Annotated in this window: 23 protein-coding genes; 11 read left to right on the plus strand and 12 right to left on the minus strand. The window is 47.3% G+C overall.

Annotated elements, in window-relative coordinates:
* Positions 1-29 precede the first annotated feature (29 nt).
* Together J6600_RS01270 and glpT are read right to left on the minus strand one after the other, a co-directional pair.
* A complete protein-coding gene (locus tag J6600_RS01270) occupies positions 30-917 on the minus strand; it encodes a glycerophosphodiester phosphodiesterase (RefSeq protein ID WP_209387840.1) in 888 nt (295 codons plus the stop codon).
* A gap of 95 nt (positions 918-1012) precedes the next feature.
* Positions 1013-2347 carry a glycerol-3-phosphate transporter gene (gene glpT / locus J6600_RS01275; protein ID WP_003156725.1) on the minus strand — a complete coding sequence of 445 codons (1335 nt, stop codon included), beginning with the start codon at positions 2345-2347 and terminating at the stop codon, positions 1013-1015.
* 334 nt (positions 2348-2681) lie between these two features.
* On the opposite strand from glpT, the gene J6600_RS01280 reads away from it, so the two are divergent.
* Positions 2682-2924, plus strand: a complete 243-nt coding sequence (locus J6600_RS01280; RefSeq protein ID WP_007408994.1) for a DUF2651 family protein — start codon at positions 2682-2684, stop codon at positions 2922-2924.
* Between the two features lie 55 nt (positions 2925-2979).
* On the opposite strand, the gene hpaB is transcribed toward J6600_RS01280, so the two are convergent.
* The 5 genes from hpaB to J6600_RS01305 all read right to left on the minus strand — a co-directional run bounded on the left by hpaB (position 2980) and on the right by J6600_RS01305 (position 9635).
* Positions 2980-4425, minus strand: a complete 1446-nt coding sequence (gene hpaB, locus J6600_RS01285; RefSeq protein ID WP_044802692.1) for a 4-hydroxyphenylacetate 3-monooxygenase, oxygenase component — start codon at positions 4423-4425, stop codon at positions 2980-2982.
* Between the two features lie 149 nt (positions 4426-4574).
* Complete coding sequence (locus J6600_RS01290; RefSeq protein ID WP_209387841.1) at positions 4575-5462, minus strand: hypothetical protein; 888 nt, start codon at positions 5460-5462, stop codon at positions 4575-4577.
* 71 nt (positions 5463-5533) lie between these two features.
* Positions 5534-7741, minus strand: a complete 2208-nt coding sequence (locus tag J6600_RS01295) for a glycoside hydrolase domain-containing protein (RefSeq protein WP_209387842.1) — start codon at positions 7739-7741, stop codon at positions 5534-5536.
* A 161-nt stretch (positions 7742-7902) separates the two neighbouring features.
* Positions 7903-8808 carry a DMT family transporter gene (locus J6600_RS01300; RefSeq protein ID WP_395940758.1) on the minus strand — a complete coding sequence of 302 codons (906 nt, stop codon included), beginning with the start codon at positions 8806-8808 and terminating at the stop codon, positions 7903-7905.
* On the minus strand, positions 8808-9635 hold the full coding sequence (locus tag J6600_RS01305; protein WP_115940389.1) for an AraC family ligand binding domain-containing protein: 828 nt from the start codon (positions 9633-9635) through the stop codon (positions 8808-8810). The genes J6600_RS01300 and J6600_RS01305 overlap by 1 nt, the downstream gene beginning before the upstream one ends.
* A 471-nt stretch (positions 9636-10106) precedes the next feature.
* Between J6600_RS01305 and J6600_RS01310 the strand changes: the two genes are divergently transcribed.
* From J6600_RS01310 to trhO, 8 genes are all read left to right on the plus strand, one after another.
* Positions 10107-10577 (plus strand): helix-turn-helix transcriptional regulator, encoded by a 471-nt coding sequence (locus J6600_RS01310; RefSeq protein ID WP_003156718.1) that lies wholly within the window; start codon positions 10107-10109, stop codon positions 10575-10577.
* Between the two features lie 72 nt (positions 10578-10649).
* Positions 10650-11720: an iron-containing alcohol dehydrogenase family protein gene (locus J6600_RS01315; protein WP_209387843.1), complete on the plus strand. Its 1071-nt coding sequence runs from the start codon at positions 10650-10652 to the stop codon at positions 11718-11720.
* A gap of 81 nt (positions 11721-11801) precedes the next feature.
* Positions 11802-12956: a phosphoribosylglycinamide formyltransferase 2 gene (purT, locus tag J6600_RS01320; protein WP_011996252.1), complete on the plus strand. Its 1155-nt coding sequence runs from the start codon at positions 11802-11804 to the stop codon at positions 12954-12956.
* 481 nt (positions 12957-13437) lie between these two features.
* Entirely contained in the window at positions 13438-13971 is a 534-nt protein-coding gene (pssA, locus tag J6600_RS01325; protein WP_007409002.1) for a CDP-diacylglycerol--serine O-phosphatidyltransferase, read from the plus strand.
* Positions 13962-14450: a DedA family protein gene (locus J6600_RS01330; RefSeq protein WP_003156711.1), complete on the plus strand. Its 489-nt coding sequence runs from the start codon at positions 13962-13964 to the stop codon at positions 14448-14450. The genes pssA and J6600_RS01330 overlap by 10 nt, the downstream gene beginning before the upstream one ends.
* Positions 14443-15258, plus strand: a complete 816-nt coding sequence (locus J6600_RS01335) for a phosphatidylserine decarboxylase (protein ID WP_015239079.1) — start codon at positions 14443-14445, stop codon at positions 15256-15258. Before J6600_RS01330 ends, J6600_RS01335 begins: the two co-directional genes overlap by 8 nt.
* A 42-nt stretch (positions 15259-15300) precedes the next feature.
* Entirely contained in the window at positions 15301-15576 is a 276-nt protein-coding gene (locus J6600_RS01340) for a hypothetical protein (RefSeq protein ID WP_095273285.1), read from the plus strand.
* A 104-nt stretch (positions 15577-15680) separates the two neighbouring features.
* Positions 15681-16649 (plus strand): oxygen-dependent tRNA uridine(34) hydroxylase TrhO, encoded by a 969-nt coding sequence (gene trhO, locus J6600_RS01345; RefSeq protein ID WP_031378711.1) that lies wholly within the window; start codon positions 15681-15683, stop codon positions 16647-16649.
* 36 nt (positions 16650-16685) lie between these two features.
* Here trhO and gltP read toward each other — a convergent pair whose 3' ends face one another.
* A complete protein-coding gene (gene gltP, locus J6600_RS01350) occupies positions 16686-17936 on the minus strand; it encodes a glutamate-aspartate/proton symporter GltP (protein ID WP_209387844.1) in 1251 nt (416 codons plus the stop codon).
* Between the two features lie 370 nt (positions 17937-18306).
* Between gltP and J6600_RS01355 the strand changes: the two genes are divergently transcribed.
* Positions 18307-19374 carry a branched-chain amino acid aminotransferase gene (locus tag J6600_RS01355; protein WP_209387845.1) on the plus strand — a complete coding sequence of 356 codons (1068 nt, stop codon included), beginning with the start codon at positions 18307-18309 and terminating at the stop codon, positions 19372-19374.
* 40 nt (positions 19375-19414) lie between these two features.
* Here J6600_RS01355 and J6600_RS01360 read toward each other — a convergent pair whose 3' ends face one another.
* The 4 genes from J6600_RS01360 to J6600_RS01375 all read right to left on the minus strand — a co-directional run bounded on the left by J6600_RS01360 (position 19415) and on the right by J6600_RS01375 (position 24439).
* On the minus strand, positions 19415-20818 hold the full coding sequence (locus tag J6600_RS01360; protein WP_161512148.1) for an amino acid permease: 1404 nt from the start codon (positions 20816-20818) through the stop codon (positions 19415-19417).
* A 113-nt stretch (positions 20819-20931) separates the two neighbouring features.
* A complete protein-coding gene (gene mmuM / locus J6600_RS01365) occupies positions 20932-21879 on the minus strand; it encodes a homocysteine S-methyltransferase (RefSeq protein ID WP_209387846.1) in 948 nt (315 codons plus the stop codon).
* A 115-nt stretch (positions 21880-21994) separates the two neighbouring features.
* A complete protein-coding gene (locus J6600_RS01370; RefSeq protein WP_022552527.1) occupies positions 21995-23431 on the minus strand; it encodes an alanine/glycine:cation symporter family protein in 1437 nt (478 codons plus the stop codon).
* Positions 23432-23455: 24 nt separating this feature from the next.
* Positions 23456-24439 carry a glutaminase gene (locus J6600_RS01375; protein WP_007409011.1) on the minus strand — a complete coding sequence of 328 codons (984 nt, stop codon included), beginning with the start codon at positions 24437-24439 and terminating at the stop codon, positions 23456-23458.
* A 243-nt stretch (positions 24440-24682) separates the two neighbouring features.
* On the opposite strand from J6600_RS01375, the gene glnK reads away from it, so the two are divergent.
* A complete protein-coding gene (gene glnK, locus J6600_RS01380; protein WP_022552528.1) occupies positions 24683-25975 on the plus strand; it encodes a two-component system sensor histidine kinase GlnK in 1293 nt (430 codons plus the stop codon).

The raw sequence follows: 25975 nt of genomic DNA on the forward strand, positions 1-25975 counted from the left end.
TCGGCATCATCTCCGAACCCATGCTGGCTTTATGATTTGTATTCTTTTTTAACCTTTTGGAATATATCCGCATAGTTGGTAAATACACCGGTTACGCCCCAATTCAGCAGACGGCGCATGTCCGCCTCGCTGTTCACGGTATAAGGGTGAAGCAGAAGGCCGTGGCTGCGAATGTTTCGGACATTTTGAGCGTTCAGCGCTTTGTAATCCGGTCCGATTCCGACGGCATATGTTTTAATGTCCGTTAAATCTGCGTCAGTCATTGACGTCAGCTGTTCCGCTTCAAGCAATTGGACGGCGGGAAGTTTCGGATCGAGCTGTTTGATTTTCAGAAGGCTGTCCCTGCTGAAAGACTGAATGATAACTTGTCCAAGTTTCGCATGCTTACCTGCCAATTTGTATTTTTTCAGTGAAGCGATCAGTTTTTCTTCCATACCCGGATATGTTTCGGGCGCCTTTGTTTCAATATAATAGTTTGCATGTCTGCCGAACCGTTTTAACACGTCATCAAGTGTGGGAACGCGAAGTCCGGCGTATTGCGGTTTTGCTTTTTCCGGATAGGCCTTATTGAACCAAGAGCCGGCGTCGAGCTTTTGAATCTCGGCTAATGTATGATCCTTCACCCAGCCTTGTCCGTTTGTGGTGCGGTCCAGTTTTTCATCATGCATGACGATCAGCTTGCCGTCTTTTGTCATTTGTAAATCCAACTCAATATAGTCAGCCTTCATTTTTTGCGCAGTTTCATAAGAAAGGATCGTGTGCTCCGGGACATACCCCGAAGCACCGCGATGGGCAATGGTCAAAATTCTGTCAGGAGACAAGAGGTTTCCTTTTCCCGCCGCCGATACAGGCGTGACGATGAATGACAATAAACCGAATGAAAGCAATACCAAAGCAAACAATTTATGTTTCCGCATGTTTTCTTCCCCCTTAAAAATCAATATCTGTCTCTAGTGTAGAAAATCGTTGTAAATGCTGTACTGCAAAAATATTAATCTTTTATGTTGTTTTCTTACACATGCTCCGCCCGCTTGCCCGTATTCCACGTCATAGCCAAGAAGACGATGGACAGCACGCATGAGGAGATAAGCATGATAAATCCGCCGTTCCAGTCAAAGCGGTCTACGACATAACCCATGATGGCGTTGGCGAAAGCAGAGCCTCCGATGTAGCCGAAAAACCCGGTTAAGCCGGCTGCCGTTCCCGCCGCTTTTTTAGGCGCAAGGTCAATGGCCTGAAGCCCGATCAGCATGACAGGTCCATAGATTAAGAAGCCGATGCTGATCAGCGCGATATTATCGATGAGCGGATGACCGGCAGGGTTAAGCCAGTAGACCAATACAGCGATAAATACGCCGGCCATGAACAGTACGCCTGCCGGCGCGCGGCGGCTTTTGAAAAACCGGTCGCTGATCCAGCCGCACAAAATCGTTCCCGGAATTCCCGCATATTCATAAAGGAAATAAGACCATCTGGAGTCTTCAGGAGAGAATCCTTTCGCTTCCGTCAAATAAGTCGGCGCCCAGTCAACGACACCGTACCGTACGAAGTAAACAAAGACATTGGCAAATGCGATATACCACAGAAATTTATTATTCAGCACGTATTTGAAAAGAATTTCTTTGGTCGTCATCTCTTTTTCCTGGTCTTTGAACGCATGTTTCGGATAGTCATTCCGGTATTCTTCAATCGGCGGAAGCCCGCAGGATTGCGGCGTGTCCCGAACGAGAAGAACAATCACAAATGAAATGACGATGGCGATAATCGCCGGAAAGAAAAACACGCTTTTCCAAGTAACAAACATGGCGATGCCGAGAGTCACGAGCGGGGCGAGAATACCTCCGCCTATGTTATGGGCGACATTCCATATCGACATTTTCGTGCCGCGTTCACTGATGGAAAACCAATGAGCCATCGTCCGTCCGCAAGGCGGCCAGCCCATTCCTTGAAACCATCCGTTAATAAACATAAAAATGAACATAATCGTCACGCTTGACGTGACCCATGGCATGGAAACAAATAAAATGTTTACGACACCTGACAAAAACAGACCTGTCGCAAGGAAATACCTCGGGTTGCAGCGGTCAGACACCATCCCCATAATAAATTTACTGAAGCCGTAAGCGATTGATACGGCCGCAAGCACCAAGCCGAGTTCCCCTTTTGAAAACCCTTGTTCCTGAAAATAAGGAATAGCGAAGGCAAAGTTTTTGCGAAGCAAATAATACCCGGCATACCCGATGAAAATCCCCAAAAATACTTGCAGCCTGAGCCGTTTATAGGCCGCATCCGTCTTTGAATCATCCAATCTCTCAATATGCGGAGCCGGCTTAAACAATTGAAACATCATATCCTCCCCTTTGCTGAACGTCTATCATGATGTATGTATGACTCCTTTCCTTGAAAATGACAAAAAGAACCAGAAGTCACCCTTGTGAAAGGGCGGGGTTTCCTGGTTCTCCTCATCTCCATCCAAAAATCATTAACTTGTGTATGATAGCGCTTTCTTAAATTATCACAGTCTGACGTGAATGTAAACGCTTTAAGGAAAGTTTTCATTTTTTTGAATAAATAACCGGAGGGAATATCAGCCGGAGCACGAAAGATTTGAAGTACTCGATTTTGTACTCAGGCATAAGATGTGTTAGGCCGAACTAAGAAAAGCGAAGGGAGTGCATCTGTTGATTGATGAATTGGATTTTGCGTTCGGTGTTCTGCCGCTTTGTATCATCATCTTGTCAGTCGCCGGAACGTATCTGTTTAAAAACGCGTTCATTATGCCGGCTGCCGCTTTAGCCGTTTGCCTTATATGCACATTTACCGTATTGAATTTCTCGTTTATCGGGTGGGCCGTTGTGTATACGCTTGTCTCTTTCGCGTTATCGCATATTACGATGGTGGTGATCAGCCAAAATAAAAAATAGGATCGGCGGCAGCCGATCCAGCTATCAAAAGCAGAGATGCGCTCTCTGCTTTGTTTTATTTATGAATGTGCAGGAATTCCTTGATGACCGCGGTCTGTTCTTCTTTCGGATAGCTTCTGTACAGATGGCTGGTTAAGCGGACGGGGTCACCGAAGAAGTACCGCTCATATTGTGTCTGTCTTGTTCCAAAGGGGCTCATGGTCAAATCCCATGCGAGGCGGAACACTTTTACCCGGTCCTCAGCGTTCAATTCGGCCGCCTGCAAGTATTGGTCAAGGTCTCCTCTGATGTCAGAACGGAACGCTTTTTCAGTCGGCAAAGTCACCATTCCGCTTGCCCCGATCAGCTGAATGATTTCCGTGAAGCGCGGGTAGATGTCGGGAAAAATCGCGCTGACCACACGAAGCGGAGTGACACTCGGACGCATATAACCCCATTCATCTGTTTCCGCATCATTCTCCGACTTTTCCAGAAGGGCTTTCATCGTTTCCAGACCGGTGATGATTTCAGCCATCTTAGCCTGAATATGCTGATATTCGCCCACATCTATCGCTTCGACAAGCGTTTGGGCGAGGCCCAGGAGAAACTCCGTCTTTACAATTTGTCTCGTGATAACTTGATGAAATGCGAAGGCGTTAAAAGAGCTTTTCATATTAAAATCAAAAGCCGCCTCGTAATTATTATAAAAAAATACGCGTTCCCAAGGGACCAAAACGTGATCAAATACAACGATAGAATCCATTTCTTCATATCTTGAGCTGAGCGGATAATCAAACGCTGATTTTCCGAGTACGAAAGATTCCCTGCAGATGAATTTTACTCCCTTTGTATTGGAAGGGATTGAAAAAGCGAACGCTTCATCCGATTCAAAATACATTTTAGGCAGAGAAACCACGAGCACTTCATCCGTCAGGCCGCCTTGTGTGGCTAAAATCCGGGCGCCGTGTATGATGAGGCCTTTTTCATTTTTATCGACGACTTTTGCCGAGATAGGTGTCGGCGATACGTTTACACCCATTTGTGAACGATTCACCTGAGGGGTGATAAACGTGTGCGTAAAAGAAAGATCCTGAGCAGCAGCGCGTTCGTACAGCGCTTGAACATGTTCCGGAAAACAATGCTCGCGGTCTTTCAAAAGCGCGGCAGAGGAGGCGAAGCTCATCAGCACGGTATTCATATAATCCGGGCTTCGTCCCATCATTCCGTGCGTGTGTCTGGCCCAATGTTCGAACATGTTTCTTCTTCTTTTTACGTCTTCTTTCGTTTTCGGCTGCAGGTATGAAAGCCCGGCCCGTTCTTTTTTACCGGGAAGACTGTAAGTCATTTGATCTTTCATGTCCGGTTTCGTTTGCAAATCATAAAGAGAGCGCTTCGTTTCCAGAAGGCCCTTAAATGCGGGATGTTCAGAAATCTGTCCCTCGATCTTTTCACCATCGAGCCAAATCTCATTTCCAAGCTGATTTAATCGGTCAATGAACATTTTGCCATTAATGATACCCATCATGTCGCCCTTCTTTCTTTGCAGATCCACTACCTCATTATATTGAAAACGAAATTGGGTGTTCCGGTTATTTCCAAAGGGGAAGAGCCTTTTTTGATAAGGGGGGTGAAGGAATTGCATAATAAAAAACCCCTTAAGCAGAGGGGTTTTTAACTGATCATGTCTTTGTATCGTTGTTCGAGGACAAAGTCTATCATTCCGGTGATACGGGTGTTTTCAGCGTTCTTTGTAAAGTGAGAAATGGAGTGCAAAGGCCCTTTTTGGTATAGTTTCAGCAGTTTTATTAGATATATTAAGCCCCTGGCGAATAATACAAGCAGGAGATACGGAAGTAGGCGGGGAACATGAACATAGCTGACTTGACCTGAGAAAAGTGCAGTCAGAAACATAGCAATAACGCTTCCGATAAAAATCCATTTCATAAAATCAAATAATGAGGAGTCAGGTTTGGAAAACTGATTTTTCAGCTTGAATAACTTCTCAGTATCTTGTTCTTCAAGACATTTCATCAGTTCTTCATCATTTTTACAAGAGCTAATCTGCTTCATGCTTTCGTCGAGTGTATCATCACTTTGTTTACCGCCCGCTAAAGAAGCCAGTGTACGATATTTCTTTTCCAGATTTGTATTTATCATATTTATAACCCGGAAGGAGTAAGTGTTTCTTCTTAAGCGGCTGTCAGGTAACCGGTCTTTCTTTTCGCGCGAAAAAAACATATAAAACGCGACAATACATCCGATTGTAAACAGTGAAAACACTGCCGGCAACAGATCAGATAAAATGGGAATAGGTATGAGTGTTTTGACTTGAATAAACAAGAATGAAGTGAAGATCAACGCTATCACTATACAGCAAAAAGCAATCTTCATGAGCATTTGAAAAGGAAGAGCCGGAGCAGAGTAATAGTACTTTAAAAGACTGAGCGTATGTACATCCTGTTCAGCTAAAAAGTCCATCATTTCTTGTTCATTCTTACATTTTAACAATCTTTGTGCGGTTTGCTTTGCTGTGTTAAATGCAGATTGATTTTCATTCAATGAGTGAAACCTCCAAAAAAATAATAGGAATAAAACTGCATGAATGAGATATTCATGCAGTTTTTCTTTGATTAGTAGAGATCAGTCATATAAGCGTAAAGAGCTAACAAAAATACGGCAAATTCAGTTACCGTTTCTACAGTTTTATTCCCAGTCGGTTTTTCAACTGTAAGGATTTTAGAGGTAAAATAGAAAGCAGACAGGCCTGCAACAATAACGAGGCCTGAAGGGAGAAGATCCCAGTCCTTCGCTAATTCACTTTCTGCAGCTGAAACCGGTACACCTTTATACGTTTTAATTCTAAACGTAAACATGGTCGTAAGTCCAGTTGTGGACCCATCGGCAACTGGAATGTCAGGTGTATAGATTTTAATTGAAACATCTAATGATTGAGCAGATGGGGTCACTGCCATTTCCAGATAACCGTTTCTTACAGATAGGCTCAGATTGTCTAATAAATTTTGATAAGAACGGATGTCTGAAGCCGTAAGTATTGTTTGTGTATCTCCCAGTAAACCAGTAACATATGCCCCGGGCTTTCCATTCGTTATTGTCATTGTATTAGCAGACCCCTCACTTGGGATCGTATACAGAATTGAAGTAGACAATAAGATATCTAAAGTTGGGGAAGTTAAAATGGTTTCGGTTGTATCGAATTCGAACATCATATTGGCAAGACCGGATGAATTCTCTAAATCTGGAATTGTTGACAGGATATTGGTTAATGTGTTTAGTCTTGCATCATACACAGGATCAGAAGGCGGATGGACGCTGCTTGCACCCGAGTCTTTTCCGGAGTATCCGTCTTTGTCAATGGCGACTTTTCCCGCTCCGCTTCCGATCGTTCCTTCATAAAATTGATCAAAAGCCCAGTTTTTCGGCATCGGGTATCCGAGGTTGCCGCTGAATCCGGTCGACATGTTAGCCGTAAAGCTATATTTGGTCAGACCTGCTTCTGACGTCCGGATACAAATGTTTCTCGGTCCGTATACCCCGATTTCATATTTCGGCGCAGTTGAGAACGCCTGCATTTTCATAAAAGCTGACTTGATTTCTTGAAAGTAAGGGATGATTTTATCTGTGACTTCATAATCATACGCATCGAAATCGACGGCAAAGTAAATGGTCGTTCCTGACGGAAAGCCTAATCTTCGGGCGGCTGATGCAGCGCTGTACGCATCTCTCGTTCCTTGGTCTTTTACAAAATAAGAAGATTCATAGCCGCCGTCCTGATAAATCGGAAACACGCTTAAGCCGGCATTGAAAATCGTGGAAAGTTCTTTTGACGTTAACGCTTTCGATGTCAGTCCGCTGCTTGTCCGCACATTCCCGGTCAGATATCTTCCCACGATCTTATAGCCATTCTCACGCAAAGTTTTAGCCGTATCTGCCGTCAAAATGGCAGCGGTGTCACAAGCTGAAGCAGCACGGGTTGTGTCGCCTGAGCTTGATAATAAAGCTTTAATCGTCGGCATGTCCGCATAACCAGTCTGCGGCAGGCACATAAACTTTTGGAAAGCTTTCACTGCCGATACAACTCCGACGCCGTATTTTCCGTCGAATTCACCGGGATCAAACGCTTCCCCATTACAGTAAAGCGCGTATTGAACAATCAAAACAAAGCCTGTCCGTGAATCGCCGGGAGTCAAGGTAGGACATAAGCTGGTCGTTCCGTTTCCGAAAAATCCATTGGCGACGCTTGTGCTCATGCCTTCTTCTTTTTGCAGGGCATAAATGAGAGCCTTGTTTGTATCGCGGGCATATAAGCCGTCACAAGGCATCAAGCCGATGTAGTCATTGTAATCCCGGTTCAGGTTCTGCTGGATTTGGCGGATTCTTTTGTCGCCTCCCTCTACTAACCGAAAAGCGCTCATATCCAGCAAGGCCTTCATAATGAGTGCCGTGACGATGCCGTCTTGCTTAGTGAGCCCGGCCGCTTTTTGAAACTCTTTTACAGCGTTTTCGGTATTTTCATAGAAAACGCCTGAAAATCCGCCGGGGTTAAAACCTTTACACCACAGCGCCCCTTGCAGAATGTAATTCATGTTTGTCGGCTTAGAATCGGGAGCCTGCTTTTTCAACGGCTTAAACAATCTTTGTGTCGTCGGTCCGAAGTTATCGGCAGGTTCTGAAATACCAAGCTCAATTTGAAGCGCCCGTGTCAGACCGTAAATGGTATCCCAGCCCGTTTTTCCGTTTTCCGGCACCTTGTTGTACCCGTGTCTGCCTTTGTACGTCTCATTCAGCCATTGTTGTGTTTCCAGGACCATTTCGTCCATTGCAATCCCTCCATTGCGTGTAGTGTGCGTTCATTCATAGGTGGCAAACGTATGACAGTTTGTCTGCGCCTATAAAACTTCGGAACGTCAGGGCAGGCAAGCGGGATGCCTTCAAAAAAGACAGCAAGCGATCCCGCACCAATCGGAATCGCTTGCTTTATTTACACATTTTCAGTCTTCTGCTTTGGCTTCGGTTTCATTTCTGACATATAAAGGCCGCATAAAATAAGCGCTCCCCCCGCAAGTGCGATCCAAGTCATTTTTTCCTGAAGGAACACGACAGATGATGCGATTGTCACTACGGGAACGATATAAATGTAAGCGCTCGTTTTGACAGCGCCCAGTACCGAGACGGAATAATTCCATGTCACAAAGCAGACAGCAGAGGCTCCGATGCCGAGGTATAACATATTGAATATATTAGAAAGTGATGCGAAGGCATGATACCCCTGTCTGAAATCAAAGAGATACAAAAAAGGAATCATAAACACCAGTCCGTACAAAAACACCCGCTGTGTCACTTCGATGGTATGGTAACGCCGGGTGCCGAGAGATTTCATAAAAATAGAATAAAACGCGAATACGATAGCCGCTGCTGTTGCGAGTATATCGCCCAGCGGATTTAAATGAAGCGCCGCATTGCCGTTAAAGGTAATGCACAAAAGCCCGATAAGCGCCGTTGCAAATCCAGTGAAAAAGGAGAGGCGGAGCGATTCCCCTTCGAGTATAAAATGAGCGAGAACCGCGGTAATCATAGGGATGATAGAAACAATAATGCCGACGTTGGATGCGTAAGTATAAGTTAATGCGATGTTTTCTAACAGGAAATAAAGCGTGACGCCGGAAAGTCCTGCGCCCGCAAACAACAGCTCCTCCCGCCAGCTTTTAACGGGGATCAGACGCGGACGGACGGCCAAAAGGACGAAAAAACCCAGTAAAAAACGATAAAACAAGATGGCAATCGGTGAAAAATCAGCCAGCAGCACTTTTGTAGAAATAAAGGTGGTGCCCCAAATCAGAATGGTGATGATAGCAGCCGCATGTCCGGCGGTTTCTTGTCGTGTCATTATCTATGAAACTCCTTTTCATAAATTTTCATATATTGCTTCGGTGTCAGGCCCACCTGCCGTTTGAAGAATTTCGTCATGTGGCTTTGATCACTGAACCCAGTGATCAAAGCCGCGTCAACAGGCATTACACCTTTCTCAAGGAGCTTTTTCACATGATTAATACGGATCGTCTCCAGATAGCTGTAAGGAGAAATTCCTTTCTGCTTTGTGAATGACCGTAAGAGATGATATTTGCTCCAGCCCGTAACTTTACTCAAATCATCAAGCATGATGTTGCCTGTATAATGTGTTTCTATATATTCACACGCTTTTTTCACTTCATCGGACGGCTCCGGTGCAGTGCGGAGAAATGTGACGTCAGAGTATTCACAAATCAGCTCCTCCAAAAGATAAAAAAACAGTTCTTCCTTCCGTAAAGCCCGTTCCCCTTGAGATATGAGCACATGCAGTTCCTGTAAACTCGATGTCAGCTCATGCCGGTATAACACATGCTGAGTGAAGTACGGCAGATTGTTTGCCCCTGTCATTTCCTTCACCGCTCTTTCCATTACGTCCGGCATCACATTGATGCACCGATAATCCAGCGTCCGCCCGTCAATCTGTTCACAGCTATGCGTGTCCCTAGGATTAAAAAGCAAAAGATCACCGGGGCTGATGGTAAACTCCTGACCTTGACAAACAAGCAGGCGCTGACCCTTTTCAATAAAACCGATGACATAATAGTCATGAAAATGATTGGGAAACTTTTGCATAATGCCTTTAAAGCGGTATGCCTCAACATTGAGATAGGGATCTAAAAATAATGAGCGGGTTTCGTTTTGCATCGGGGGCCTCCTGTCGGTGGTGGTTGATATGTTAAGTGTAACATGGGGAGCGGGGGTTTCTTGTATGATGTTGCTGTGCGGGTGAGTGATATGATCAAACCGCGACTGATACCATCCATGGTTCTTTAAAGCTTCAGGAAAAGGCCTTGTCCCGCCAGGAAAGCATAATCTAAACGTGAATATCCAACTGCATCATCATACATCCGTCTATTTGCTGCATCCTCTGCGTCGGCAACATAACCGCCAATTCGGAACCGAGTTGTGGCTTGATCTCTGTAGCTTAATAATTAACTTTTTCAAAAGCAACCGGGAGAAATAGAACAGGCGGATTTCGTCCAACATGACTTGCTGGAAGTGGGGCTTGTGAGAAGAAGAGGAAAACCGATTCTTTTGTTTCGTTTGAAAATGTTCTGATATAAAAAAGGCGTGCCGCGGTGTAAAATGGCTATATTGATAAATATGGAGGTTGAGATGGATCAAGATTATATGACTGAGCTTGTCTCAGTCCAGCTGAAGAAAATCCGGTCGGAGAGAGGCTACACACAGGAGAAAATGGCGGATGTGATCGGCCTTTCTAAAAAGTCGCTGGTGCAGATTGAGAAAGGGCGGGCGCTTGCGGAATGGCCGCACGTTGTGGCGGTTTGCGCGCTTTTCAGATCAAGTGAAACACTGCAATCCGTATTAGGAGATGATCCGCTGGAGGTCATTGAAACGGTTGCTCACCGCACAATTGACAGGCCGAAGGGGAAGACGATGGGCGGCAAGGTGTGGTGGAAAGCCATCGAGAAAAAAGGCGAGTTCCGCTTGCAGCAGCATTTGATTTCCCACCATTACCGCATCCTTGATTCCTATGATGATCTGTGGTTCAGCAGTTTTGAAAAGGCAGAGGCTTTGGAACGGCTTGATGAGCTGTTTTTGGAGGCGGAAGAAGCGAAGCGCTGACGCACCTCCGGTTGATGTATTTTCTGACAAGTGGGAAAATATATATAAATTCCAGCCAAAGGAGAGATTCGAATGAAGCCTGAAGATATCGTCCGAAGCGGCCCGAATCAGTACATATGCAAGGAAGGAATCGCAAAAGAGCTTCCGGGGCTGCTGGAGACATTCAGAAAACCCGTTATTGTGACCGGAATCAAATCCTATCAGGCGTTCTCCGATTACAGCGGCGGTTCTTCCTGGGATGTGATTCAGCATAAAGGATACTGTTCACCTGAGGCGGTGCGTAAGGTCTGTGAGCAGGCGGAAGACGCGGATGTGATCATCGGTATCGGAGGCGGCACGATTTTGGATTTGGCAAAAGCGGCGGCAGACCGGCTTGATATAGAGGCTGTGATGGTTCCTTCCATTGCGGGGACGTGTGCGGCAAGTACGCCGTTGAGTGTCATATATGATGAGAGCGGCAATTTTATCAGAGTGGATTATCATAAGCGTTCAAGCTATTTGACGCTTGTTGATCCGCTGTTTTTGCTTTCCTCTCCCATTGAATATATGAAAAGCGGGATCGGTGATACGCTGGCGAAATGGTATGAGGCTGAGGCGGTCATCAGAAATACGGAGGAGGCGGCGCCGCTGATGGCGCAGGCGGGGCTGAGACAGGCGGAATATATCCGTAATCTGTTATTGCGTTACAGTGAAGCGGCCGTCGGAAGCATGGAGAAAGGCGAGCTGTCCGTGCCGTTCATCCATACGGCGGAAACGATCATTATGCTTGCGGGAACGGTCGGCGGGTATGGCGGCCGTTTGTGCAGGATGGCAGGGGCGCATGCGGTCCACAACGGACTCAGTTTTCTTCAAGAGACACATCAGGTGCTGCATGGCCAGAAGGTTGCTTACGGCATATTGGTGCAGCTCGCGCTCGAGAATCGGAGACCTGAGATTGAAGAGCTGCTTCCGTTTTACCGCCGGCTCGGTTTCCCCGTCAGCCTCTGTGATCTCGGCATCCTTGACAACCATGAGGAAGCCAAGCGCCGCATTGCTTCTCACGCCTGCCGGGCGGAAGAATCGTTATGCTTAATGGGGCAGTATAGCGAGAAGGACGTGTCAGCGGCGATTGAATCGCTCGAATCAGAACAAAAGACAGGATAGAGCTTGTCATCTATCTTGTCTTTATTTTTTGAATATTTCCGTTATAATGAGTGGGGTATAGAAAGGGAGGGGCCAAAGGACATGTATCAGGCGAAGAAGATGTTGTTATTAGGATCAGGCGAGCTGGGGAAAGAAGTCGTCATTGAAGCGCAGCGGCTCGGGGTTGTCACTGTAGCCGTTGACAGCTATGAGCATGCTCCCGCCATGCAGGCCGCGCACAAAAGCTATGTGATTGATATGCTTGATAAAGCGCAGGTCAGAGAAGTCATTGAGAAAGAAAAACCGGACTTGATTGTGCCGGAAGTGGAAGCCATTGCGACGGATGAGCTGCTGAAGCTTGAGGAAGAAGGGTTTCACGTCATTCCGAATGCGCGTGCGGCAAAGCTGACGATGGATCGTGAAGGCATCAGACGGCTTGCGGCAGAGACGCTTCATCTTCCGACTGCCGGCTATGAATTCGCGAATACATATGAAGAATTTAAAGAAGCGGCGGAAACAATCGGCTTTCCGTGCGTGGTAAAACCGCTGATGAGCTCTTCCGGAAAAGGGCAAAGCGTGTGCCGCTCGGCTTCCGGGCTGAAAAGCTGCTGGGACATGGCGATGGAAGGCGGCCGGGTGAAAAACGGCCGGGTCATCGTTGAGGAATTCATTCCGTTTGAATCAGAAATCACTCTTCTGACAGTGCGCGCGGCGAACGGTACGTCCTTTTGCGCGCCGATCGGACATGAACAAAAAGACGGTGACTATATTGAATCATGGCAGCCTCATCATATGACGGAACAGCAGATCAAAGAGGCGAAACACATTGCGAAAAGCATAACGGACGAGCTCGGCGGATACGGTTTGTTCGGGGTGGAGCTTTTCCTTACTGAAGATAAAGTATATTTCAGCGAGGTGTCTCCCCGTCCGCATGATACGGGACTCGTTACGCTTGTGACGCAAAATTTGTCGGAGTTTGCGCTGCATGTCCGCGCGGTATTGGGATTCCCGATTCCGGAAATCACTCAGCTGTCGCCGGGGGCAAGCCGTCCGCTGAAGGCGCCAAAAGAGCTTGCTGATTATGCGGTTGAAGGTTTGGAGAAGGCTTTGGCGGTAAAAAGCACTCAGGTCCGCGTATTCGGTAAACCCGTCACGAAAGTAGGACGCCGTATGGCTGTTGCGCTTTCTGCAGCTGAGACCGTTGAAGAGGCCAGAGAAAGAGCGGCCGAAGCACTCAGTCATTTATCAATTACATAAAATGATCTTAAAAGGCGTTTTTACCGTAATGGTAAGGCGCCTTTTTTGTTTGGACAGACTATATACTGGAAAACGGGGTTGTGAGATAATGTATGGGCCGCTTTGTATCAGTCAGACTTTTCAACTCTTGAAACTTTTTATGTCCGCAATCGTTATATGTAATGTTCTCATTTCACTGAGAAGGAAATAACAATACATCATACGGCTTTTCATTCATCAAGAACGGACAATCCGGATCGCGGCATGGAATATTTAAGCAGGGTAATCCGGAATAGAGGAAACCATGATTGCTTACCTTAATATGAACGGCGAAAAAACAAAAATCACCAGATTAGATTGATCAAATAACACCAAATGCTGTATAATAAAAGAATTTGAATGATAGCATTGAAAGAATTCCATTTTATGTTTCCGTAAAATGAATTCTTTATTCATACGCAGTCCGATTTGATATGGTTTTAATTGGAGGTTTGTGTAAACTGTGAATTATATACCTAGTATGATTACAATTGGAAATTTTATTTGCGGGCTCTTATCGATTCATTCCCTTTTGTATCATAATATACACTCTGCGGTGATCTTTATTTTCACCGGGATGTTTCTTGATTTCTTTGACGGTTTGGCCGCCCGTAAGCTGAACGCGGTATCGGAGATGGGAAGAGAGCTTGACTCCTTTGCTGATCTCGTGACGTTCGGCGTAGCGCCGTCCATGCTCGCTTACAGTGTTTCACTATATACGATTCCGTTTATCGGAATTTTAATCGCGCTTTCCTACAGCATCTGCGGGATGATCCGTCTTTCCAGATTTAATATTGAACAAAGCAAGCTGCCGACGTTTATCGGGATGCCGATTCCGTTTGCGGGTATGTGTCTTGTCATTTTGAGCTTTATCAATAACGCTTTTCTTCTGGGGGCGGGAACGATCGCGCTCGGTTATTTAATGGTCAGCAACATTAAATTTCCGCACTTTAAAAAACAGGCGCCTGAAAACCTGGAGAGCAGAAGATGGAATTAGTTCAGCAATTAATATCTGATTACGGATATATCGCAATTTTTCTTATGCTGACACTCGGTATTATCGGATTGCCTATTCCGGATGAAGTCATGATGACGCTTGTGGGCTACTTCGCTCATTTAAACGTGCTGAATTACGGGCTCTCCATTCTGATCAGCTTTATCGGAGCGCTCCTTGGGATGATTATCAGCTACTTCATCGGCAGAAAAGCCGGCCGGCCGTTTATTAATAAGTTCGGAAAATGGGTCGGCCTGAAGGAAAAGAGGATGGAGAAAGTAGACAGGTGGATGAAGAAGTACGGGCCGTACACCATTATTTTAGGTTATTTCATCCCCGGCATCAGACACGTGACCTGCTACTTTTCCGGAATCGGCAGAATGGAATTCAAAACCTACTTATGCTTCGCCGCCATCGGAGCGTTTTTATGGTGTTTTATTTTTATTACTATAGGAAAATTCATAGGAGTAATCAATGTTTAATACTGCCGCTAAAGTTCTTTACCGTTCTTTGATTGAACTGACTAATAATCGATTGACGTCTTATCTCATTAAAAACTTCTGTGAATCGAAACTGAGCAAGCCGATGATTCCGCTGTTTTCCAAACACTATCGCATCAACTGGAATGAAACGGAACGCACGGCTTCTGACTTTGATTCACTGGCGTCATTTTTTATTCGTGATATTAATTTGAATCTCCGCCCCGTGGCAAAAGAGAAGAACGCCATCGTCAGCCCGGTGGACGGCGTCGTTCAGACGGTGGGCATGATTAATCCCAATCAAACTTTCATGGTAAAAGGGAAGGATTATTCGTTCGCTGAACTGACGGGGTTTAAAAGCGCCGATCACAAGTATAACGGCGGGTGTTTTGCCGTGCTTTACCTGAGCCCGAGACATTACCACCGCTTCCATTCTCCCGTCAGCTGCACGTATCAGAAGCTGGCCGAGCTGGGGAAACGCTCCTATCCCGTTAATACGATGGGGTTAAAGTACGGGAAAGATGTGCTCTCAAAAAATTACCGTTATGTGTACGAGCTGACCCGTGCTGATCAGCAGATGCTCATGATTCCGGTAGGTGCGATGAATATTAACTCGATCGTTCAGACAAACACCGGAAACAGGCTTGAGACGGGGGAAGAGCTGGGCTATTTTTCATTTGGATCGACCGTTATTTTAGTATTCGAGAAAGATATGTTTACCCCTTCGGATAACCTGACTGAAGGCCGTGAATTACAGGTCGGCCAGATCATCGGTTATGCGGAGTCACAGGAGGAGGCGTCCGCTTTATAAAAGCTGCTCCTCTTTTTTATATGGTGTAAGGAAGTGAACATTATGGAAGAAAAGGATTTGGCAAAGCTGATAGAACAGTACCAGCATACAGGCGATCAGCAAATTCTTGAAGCCGTGCGGGACGCATGCCGGCCTGTCGTTGAGGCGCTCATCTCAGAACTGGCTGAAGACAGCGCCGATCTTCTGCGGACAAAAGGCCGTGAACGTTTTCCGTTTATTATCGGCAAGTATCAGACCGCGGCCGGCCTTTCGCTTGAGACCTTTTTGCGCAATACGTATCGGTTTTATTTTCAGCAGGTTTTAAAAGGCGAAGCGTGACTGGAAGAAAGAGTACGGACGGAAATGTTCATCTTTCGCCCGTTTTCCTGTATGATATAGTAGAGTGTGCGATCATTAATATAATTGAACAGGGTGTATAAATCATGGAAAAACAATATAGAGTTTTACTTTATTATAAATATGTAAAGATTGATGAGCCTGAGGAGTTCACGGCTCAGCATTTGAAGTTTTGTAAGGAGCTCGGTCTGTTAGGCCGTATTTTGATTTCTGAGGAAGGCATTAACGGTACGGTGTCCGGAACGGTTGAACAGACGGATCAATACATGAATGCGCTGAAAGCTGATCCGCGCTTTGCCGACATGCCGATCAAAATTGACGAGGCTGACGGACATGCATTCCGCAAAATGTTTGTGCGCCATAAAAAAGAATTGGTGACGCTTCGTCTCGAAGATGATGTTGATCCGAATGTCACGACGGGCAAGCATTTGAAACCGAAAGACTTTTATGAGCAAATGCAGGACCCTGACACGATCGTGATCGACGCCAGAAACGACTATGAGTATGATCTCGGTCATTTCCGCGGAGCGGTCAGACCTGATATTGAGGCGTTCCGTGAGCTGCCGGACTGGATTGAAGAGCACAAAGACATGCTTGAAGGCAAAAAAATCCTCACGTACTGCACAGGCGGCGTACGCTGTGAGAAATTTTCCGGCTGGCTGCTGAAGAAGGGCTTTGAAGACGTGTCCCAGCTTGACGGCGGTATCGTCACTTACGGTAAAGATCCTGAAGTGAAAGGGCAGCTGTGGGACGGACAGTGCTACGTGTTTGACGAAAGAATCAGCGTACCGGTCAACCGCGTAGAGCACGTCATCATCGGAAAAGATTATTTCACGGGCGAGCCGTGCGAGCGTTATGTGAACTGCGCAAATCCGGCATGTAATAAAAAAATGATCTGCACACCTGAGAATGAATACAAATACATGCGCAGCTGCAGTCACGAATGCCGTACGAACGAACGCAACATGTATGTGAAAGAGCACGAAATGACTCAGGAAGAAATCAATGAACGCCTTGCTTTGATTGAAAAAGAGGATCATGCGGCGATTGATTAATAGAAAAGACCACCAATGAGGTGGTCTTTTTTGTGTTTACATACTTTCTGTCCGGGCGGTCTGGTCTGCCGTGACGGGTCCTTTATATTTGAATGCTTTTTCCCACTTGGACACGACGATGCAGGCGACCGCATGGCCGGGCACGTTGACGCCGGTCCGCGCCATGTCCATGACGCGGTCGACACCGGCAATGATGGCCACACCTTCCGCGGGGAGACCGACGGCATTCGCTGTCGCCAGAAGCACGACGAGTGAGCCTGACGGGACGGCGGCAATGCCTTTGCTTGTCATCACGAGGACAAGCATCATCAGAAGCTGCTGAGAAAGCGGCATCTCCACACGAAACGCCTGCGCCAGGAAAATACAGGACACCGATAAATAGAGGCTTGAGCCGTCACAGTTCAGCGATAAACCTGACGGAACCACAAAGGAGACGACCCGCTTCGGACAGCCGTATTTCTCCATCCGATCCATCAGCTGAGGCAGAATGGTTTCTGTGCTTGTCGTGGAGAAAGCGATCAAAAACAGATCCCAAATCATTTTCAGCACTTCAAAGTACTTGATTTTAAAGATAAGCCCCACGATCGGAAACAGAACGAAGAGTATCAGGAACAGCCCGAGGAACACAGTGCCGATCAGCTTCAGCATCGGAAGCAAAAGCGCGATTCCGAATTGCCCGACGGAGGCGGCCATCAGGGCGAGAACGCCGATCGGAGCGGTGACCATCACCATCTGCGTCAGTTTGAACATAATATTTGCCGTGGATTCGAAGAAACTCATGACAGGTGCGGAGGCTTTGCCGATGCCGGCTGCGGCAACACCGAATAAAATCGCGAAAAAAATGACGGCGAGAAGATCGTTTTTCGCCATGACGTCAATGATGTTAACGGGGATAATATCAAGAAGCATTTGTTTCAGGTCGACTACTTTTTCCGTATAGCCGGAAAGCTCGTGAATATCTTTTTTAGCAAGATGAGAGAGGTTAAGGCCGACTCCCGGCTTCAGCACGTTCGCCAATAACAGACCGAGCGCCAGAACAAGCGTCGTAATCACTTCGAACCAAATAATCGTTTTGATGCCGAGACTGCCCATTTTTTTCATACTGCCGCTGCCGGCGGCTCCGATGACAATGGTTGAAAACACGATCGGCACGACAATCATTTTAATCAGGCGGATAAATCCGTCTCCGACGGGCCGCAGCGCCATCCCGAAATCCGGGAAGAAATGGCCGATCAATGCTCCGATGGCTAAAGCGATCAAAATCTGGAATGCGATAAATTTTTTCAAGCGAATCCCCCTTTTACTTGCGCATTTCATACGTAATTCGTGAAGCAGGCGGCAACCACCTTCCTATCCGCCATAAATTTGTCACATTATTGACTGTGCGAAAGAAAGGATTGCTTTACATTATGTAAGCGCAATCATTTAATATGACAGAAAGTCCGCATTGAAAAAAATGAAGGAGAATAAAATAAAGTTAGATTTTCGCTTGAAAATATCAAAAATTGTGATAATTATCCTCTTATAAGTGGTATATTTGATATGATACGGTCAACTGCATTCTCATATATCTGTGCATACAAGATTCGGGACAGAGAAAACAGGCAGCTTATAAAAGACTGAAAATTTAAACAATTACAAGAAAGGTGTGCTTTTGTTGAATCAACTGATTGAAAGACGTAAGGTCACAGCAAGAAAAGAAAAACCGGATTCCGCTTCATTGGGATTTGGCAAGTACTTCACAGATTACATGTTTGTCATGGATTACGAAGAGGAGAGAGGGTGGCATGATCCGAGAATCACACCTTATGAACCGGTCCATCTGGATCCTTCCGCATCGGTTTTCCATTACGGGCAGGCCGTATTTGAAGGGCTGAAGGCTTACAGGTCAGAAGACGGCCGGGTGTTGATGTTCCGTCCTGACCAAAATATAAAACGGCTGAATAAATCGTTACGGCGGATGAGCATGCCGCCTCTTGACGAGAAGCTGGCGCTGGAAGCATTGATACAATTGGTGGAGCTGGAGCAGGAATGGATACCGATAGAAAAAGGAACCTCTTTATATATCCGGCCGTTTGTAATTGCGACTGAGCCTTCTTTAGGCGTCCGGCCTTCAAAGCGTTACAAGTTCATGGTTGTTCTGACGCCTGTCGGTTCGTACTACGGCGATCAGCTGAAACCGATCCGGATTTATGTGGAGGATGAGTATGTGCGTGCCGTCACCGGCGGAGTGGGCGACGTCAAAACGTCCGGAAATTATGCGGCCAGCTTACAGGCTCAGCGGAAAGCCGAAGAACTGGGGTATGATCAGGTGCTTTGGCTCGACGGGGTGGAAAAGAAATATGCCGAAGAGGTAGGAAGTATGAATATCTTTTTCATCATAAACGGAGAGGCCGTAACGCCGTCATTAAACGGAAGCATTCTCGGGGGCATCACACGCGCATCTGTGATAGAGCTGTTAAAAAGCTGGGGCATCCGTGTCAGGGAAGAACAGGTCGCCATTGATGACATCTATGAGGCTGCGATGAGAGGCGGGGTGTCAGAGGTATTCGGTACGGGAACCGCGGCCGTCATCTCGCCGGTCGGCGCGCTGCACATTCACGGAGAAACGATTGAGCTGAATAACGGTTTGATCGGTGAAGTGTCAGAAAGGCTCTATGAAACGATTGCCGGCATCCAAGTCGGGAAGGTGCGGGATTCGTTCAGATGGGTGGTTGAAGTATAAATGAAAAAAGAACCCTTGCGCTGCAGGGTTCTTTTTTCGGTTATTGGGATTTTACGGCTTGCACGCGGGCTCTGCTTTTCCGGTTTTTCAAGTAATAAGCGCTGTAGCAAACGGCCATAAATGCAATTCCGCAATAAAGGGCGATGGCCTGGTTCGGATCAAAAGCGATGCCGATACAGGAGGCGAGGCACAGGAGAAAGGCCGCTATCGGTACGGCCGGATATCCCGGCGTCCTGTATTTCAAGTCTGAAAGCTGATGCCCTTCTGTAAGAAACCGTCTTCTGAACAAAAATTGCGATGCGGCGATGCTCATCCACACAGCCACTACCGCAAATCCTGAGACGGAGACGAGAACAAGATAGACTGTATCCGCTGCAACCACGCTTGACAACAACGACAGAATGCCGCCGATCATACTGAAGATCAGAGCGTTAAAAGGAATGCCTCTAGAAGTCAGTCTGGCAAAGGCGGGATGAAGCTCCCCTTCTTTAGACAGGGACCACAGCATACGTGATGACGCGTACAGCCCTGAATTGGCCGCAGACAGAAGCGCTGTTAAAATGACGAAATTCATCAGATCGGCCGCATAAGGCACGCCGACTCTGTCAAATACCGTGACGAACGGGCTTTCAATCACACCGGCTTCCTTGATGGAGATCATCCCTGACAGCACAAAAATCGTTCCGATAAAGAAAAGCGCCAGCCGCCAGACTGTGGTTTTAATGGCGCGCGGAACGGTTTTTTCCGGATCGGCGCTTTCCCCGGCGGCGATTCCGATCAATTCCGTCCCTGAAAAAGCGAAGTTTACTGAAAGCATTGTCATCAGTATCGGGAAAAAGCCATTTGGAAAAAGGCTGCCGCCATCCGTAAAGTTCGACAGCATAGGTGCGGCCTCACCGCTTTTCATCGGGACGATGCCGAACATCGCCGCTCCGCCCAATAAAATAAACAGTAAGATGGCTAAGACTTTAATGCTTGAGAACCAAAACTCCGATTCAGCAAAAAATTTCACGGAGAAGGCGTTTAATAAAAAGATGAGAAGAGCGAATACCGCACTCCACATCCAAACTGAAGTATGCGGGAACCAGCGCTGCATGAAAAGCCCGGCCGCCGTGAATTCAGAGCCCAGCGCCACCGCCCACGTCAGCCAGTACAGCCATGCGACCGTAAAGCCCGTCGCGGGCCCGATATAGGTTTTCGCATAGGTGTGGAATGCGCCCGTCACCGGCATGGCCACTGACAGTTCACCGAGGCAAAGCATGACAAGATAGACGATGCCCGCGCCCAAAAGGTAAGCGAAAATGGTGCCCGCCGGACCCGCCTGATGAATGGTATACCCAGAGCTTAAAAACAGCCCCGTTCCGATCACACCTCCGAGTGATAGCATAAAGAGGTGTCTGCTTTTCATACTTCTCTGAAAATTCGTCTCATTCTTGTTGTTCATTGTTTTCCAACTTTCTGCGAGGGCCGTTCTAATAAAAAATCTCATGCCGGCGAACGGCACGAGATTCCGGCGAACCGGCTTTTTGAATAGAATATACAAACTATTCCGATTAGTCAAGTTGTTTTTAAGGTCTTGGCCCAATCGGCAATGGCCTGAATGTCCGCAGGTTTCGTCCGGCAGCAGCCTCCGATCAGGCTCACGCCGTTTTCGTACCAGCTTTGCGCGCTTTTTCCGAAATGGTTTTCGCACGCTGCGCCTTTCCAGGTTTTTGTCACTGGGTCATATTGTTCGCCGGAGTTCGGATAGGCGATAATCGGTTTGGTTGCTGACCGTTTGATTTCTTCTATCAGCGGCGGAATATGTTCAATCGGTGTGCAGTTGATGCCGATCGCTGCGATTTGGCTGCAGGAGTCAAGCAGGGCCGCGCATTCGGAAATAGGAGTGCCTTCGCTGATATGCCGTCCGTCTTTGGCGCTGAAGCTGATCCATGCATAAGTGCCGGGGAATTCCTCCAGCAGCCTTGTGATCGCTTTTGCTTCTGACAGGCACGGAATGGTCTCGCAGGCCAAAAGATCGGCGCCGGATTGTATGAGGGCTTTCATCCGGGGGCGGTGAAAGCTGATCAGCTCATCCTCCGTCAGTCCGTAATGCCCGCGATATTCTGAGCCGTCAGCGAGGCTCGCGCCGTAAGGTCCGATAGAAGCGGCGACCAAAGGTTTGGGCCGGTGTAAACGGTTTTCTTCATGCGCCCAAAATTCATCGCGTGCTTGTGCGGCAAGTTCAACAGATGTCTGAATGAGACGTATCGCATCGGTTTCCGGGATGCCGCGCGCTGCAAATCCTTCGATTGTCGATTGATAACTGGCGGTGATCGCGCAATCAGCGCCGGCGGCAAAATATTCTGCATGCACCTGTTTGATCAGTTCTGGTCTCTCCAAAAGAATTTTGGCCGACCACAGATCGTCATGTAAATCACAGCCCATCCGCTCAAGCTCGGTTGCCATCGCGCCGTCTATGATCATCACCGGGTATTCATTTAATATTTGTGTAATGGGATTCATAGGCCTTCCTTTCTGACTTTACTGAAAATATATAAAAAGGGTAATGGACGCTTTTCTCTTTGTCAATGAACCGGCAGAAAAAAGGTGTTCAGGACGCTGCCCGAACACCTTTTGTTTAGGAAATGTGTTTGCCTTTCGCACTTTTCGCGATGTCTGAATACTCCCAGCATTCGATCCCGTCATCATCAGGGAGCACATCTCTGTAAAAGACGGGGTCCTTTCCGGCTTTCTTTTGCCGGACATAATCGCTTAAAGCGGCAAACGCTTTTTTTGACAGAAGGAAAATCGCGATTAAGTTCACGACCACCATTAAGCCCATGAACAAGTCAGCCATATCCCACACAAGCTGGACTTTGGAAATACAGCCGAACAGTACCATTCCGAGCACGCAGATGCGGTAAATGAACAGCCATTTTTTGTTCTGGCTTAAAAATCCGATATTGGTTTCTCCGTAATAATAGTTGCCCATCAGAGCGCTGAAGCCGAACAAAAGCATTAAGACGGCAAGGAAACCTGACGCCCACGCGCCGACATGGTCGCTCAAGGCGGCCTGAGAAAGCGCGATGCCGCTCAGTCCCGGCTGGTGATAAGCGTCTGAAAATAAAATGATAAGCGCCGTGCTTGTACAAATGACGAGCGTATCCGTCAGGACGCCGAATGCCTGAATGAGCCCCTGTTTCACCGGGTGGCTCGTCGTAGCTGTCGCCGCCGCGTTCGGAGCGCTTCCCATACCTGCTTCATTTGAGAAAATCCCGCGTCTTACACCTTGCATCAAGGCCGCACCTAAAGCGCCGCCCGCTGCCTGATCAATGCCGAACGCATTTTTTACGATTAGCGACAGAACGCCGGGCAATTGGGTGATGTTCGTCAGAATGACAAAGAAAGCGACACCGATATATAAAACGGCCAAAACGACTACGATGTATTCCGCCATTTTCGCAATTCGTTTGACGCCGCCGAAGATTACGCCGCCGAAAACCAAGATTAACATAATGCCCAATGTAAGCCGGCTGGTGCCGAATGCGTTTTGAAAGGCGACGCTGATCGTATTGGATTGAACGGAATTAAAAACAACTCCGAATGACAGTGTGATTAATACGGCGAACAGCGCGCCCATCCAGCGTTTCTTCAGGCCCTTTTCCATGTAATAGGCCGGGCCCCCGCGGAATCCGTTTTGATCTTTTACTTTATAAATTTGGGCCAGCGTGCTTTCAACAAAGCTTGAAGCCGAACCGATGACTGCGATAATCCACATCCAGAAAATAGCGCCCGGACCGCCGAGTGCGATCGCAATGGCGATTCCGGTAATATTCCCGGTTCCGACACGCGCCGCCATACTGATGCAAAATGCCTGAAACGGGGAAATGCTGTTTTTTGTCCGGGCGGCCGCGCCTTCCTTCAAAACCCGGATCATTTCCTTCAGCATGCGGACTTGCAGACCCTTTGATCTGAACGTAAAAAACAGTCCCAGAGAAAGAAGCAGTACGATTAACAGTTTTGACCATAAAAAATCATTTGCCGAGCCGATTACATTTTCAAGGAATTCCTGCATCCAATCACCTCTTGGTTCGTTTGATTAAAAAATACTGAGCTCCCACTCCTGTGCGATATGTTTCAGCAGCATGCCGCCGGTCAGGCTGTTGCCGTATTCATCAATGGCCGGACCGTAAATGCCGATGCCGCAGCCGTTATGAAAAGGCTGTTCTCTTCTGGCGCTTGGGGGAACCAATGCCATAATGCCGCCGGATACCCCGCTTTTGGCCGGGACGCCGACGAAAGCCGCATATTTGCCTGACGCATTGTACATCCCGCATGTCAGCATCAGGGCTTTGGCGAGTTTCGCGACATCTTTCGGAATGACCTGTTCCCGTCGGATCGGATGGTAGCCGTCATGCGCAAGTATCAATCCGATTAAAGCGATGTCCTCGGTTGTACCCTCCATGGCGCACTGCTTTAAATACACTTCAAGCGTTTCTTCCACATCCGCCTCGAGAAAGTTCGTTTCTTTTAAATAGTAGGCGAGCGCTCTGTTCCGATGCGCGGTCTGCCATTCAGAACGGAAGACCTCCTCGTGAATGTGAGGGCGTTTTCCTATTAATTTTTCAAAAACGGAAAAGAGATATTCTAATTTATCATGCGCCGTTTCACCCGGAAGCAGCGAGGCGACGGTAATGGCGCCGGCATTGATCATCGGGTTGAAGGGCTTCCCGGGTTTATGGATTTCAAGCCGAATGATAGAATTAAACGCATCACCCGTCGGTTCCACGTCCACACGATCCAGCACGTAAGAAATGCCTCTGTTCATGCAGGCGGCAATAAAGCTGATGACTTTTGAGATGCTCTGCAATGTGAACGGGACATTCCATTCACCGGCATGAATCATTGAGCCATCCGGCTCTAATATGCAAATGCCCAGCTGAGAGTCGTTGATTTCTCCGAGGGCGGGTATATAATTTGCGCTTTTTCCATTGACGGAAAACGGTCGGTAATGCTCGACCCAATCTTGTAAAAGTGAAGCCAGTTCCTCTTTTTCAAGGCGCTCTCTGACCATATCTTTCATAACATTCCTCCTCTATTGCAAGCCTGTCCGAAGCGGAAACCGGTCTTGGAAAACGTTTTCAAAAATAGCGTGTTCCATGTTAATGTATAATGACATCTACAGAATCATACAAAATACGACAAAATCATTCTTAAAATAAGCCGATAGATTTATAAATCAGCCGGAGTGTCCCGCCATTCGGGTCTAAAGAAATTTGCGGACTGTATCGGTCTTGTTCAAAATAGACAGAAGAAGGAAGTGATTATGATCAGGCTCGACTATTTACTGAAAAAAGACGGCTATCTTTTCGCCCTTATGCTGATCACCGTGCCGCTGGCGGGGGAACTGAAATTTTACCCCCTGAATGAGGTATATCGGATCAGCTTCGGCGCCCCGGCTTTTTTCTTTTTTCTGCTGCTGCTTCGGCATGTGCCGGCAGTATTGTCAGGGCTGTTGACAGGTGCAGCCGTTGTGGCATTCCGGATCGGCCTGGCGTGCTGGGGAGGAGAGCATGCCGGCTTTACGGAGGCTTTTTTCAGCCAATATCCCAGTTTCTTTTTTTACTTTACATATGCCTGCTTGTTTTATGTGCTGAAGGTCAGGCTTTTTTGGGATCGGCCGCTGATGATCGGGTTTCTCGGTTTTCTCATTGAAATTGCGTCCGATGCCGTTGAAATGACGGTTCAGTTTTCCGGCGGCCGGCAGATTATGATGCCGGACAAGCTGGCGGATATTGCGGTTATCGCTGTTTCTCACACATTTATTGTGCTGAGTTTTTTCAACGTGATGAAGCTGCACGAATCTCAGGTCAGGGAAAAACAAACGAGAAAGCAGCATGAGCACATGCTGATGATTGTGTCTAACTTATATGAAGAAACGATTCATTTGAAAAAAACGCTGAAAACGACGGAGCATGTGACGAAAGAATCCTATCAGCTATATCGGGAAATGAGCGGGAACGACCGGGAGCTCGGGAGCCGAATGCTGCGCCTTGCGGGAGAAATTCATGAAGTGAAAAAAGACAATCAGCGAATATTCGCCGGCCTGTCGAAGCTGATTTCCAATGAGAGATTCCGGGATTACATGAATGCCGCCGCTCTGGTCGGCATCGTCATCCGAATCAATGAAAAATACGCCGAATCTTTAGGCAAGGACATTCAATTCCGGAGCGTGATTGAAGGAGAGCATCCCGATTATCACGTCTTTACCGTCTTGTCGATCTTAAATAATCTGACCGCCAATGCCGTCGAAGCCATGGGTGACAGGGGTGAGATCCGCCTCGCGCTGCGCAGGGCGGAGAGGGAGATGGCCGAATTTGAGGCGGAAGATGACGGTCCCGGCATTCCGGAAAAAATCGGAGAGGTCGTTTATGATCCCGGATTTACGTCCAAATACGATGAATTCGGCACACCTTCAACGGGCATCGGGCTTACTTACGTGAAGGAAATCGTAACTGAACTTGACGGAGACATTTCCTTTCATAACAAGCCAAAAGGCGTCATATTTACGATTAAACTGCCGGTGAAGCATTTGATTGCAGAAAGGATGAACTCATAA

This window comes from Bacillus sp. LJBV19 (assembly GCF_017797845.1).
Lineage (GTDB): Bacteria > Bacillota > Bacilli > Bacillales > Bacillaceae > Bacillus > Bacillus velezensis.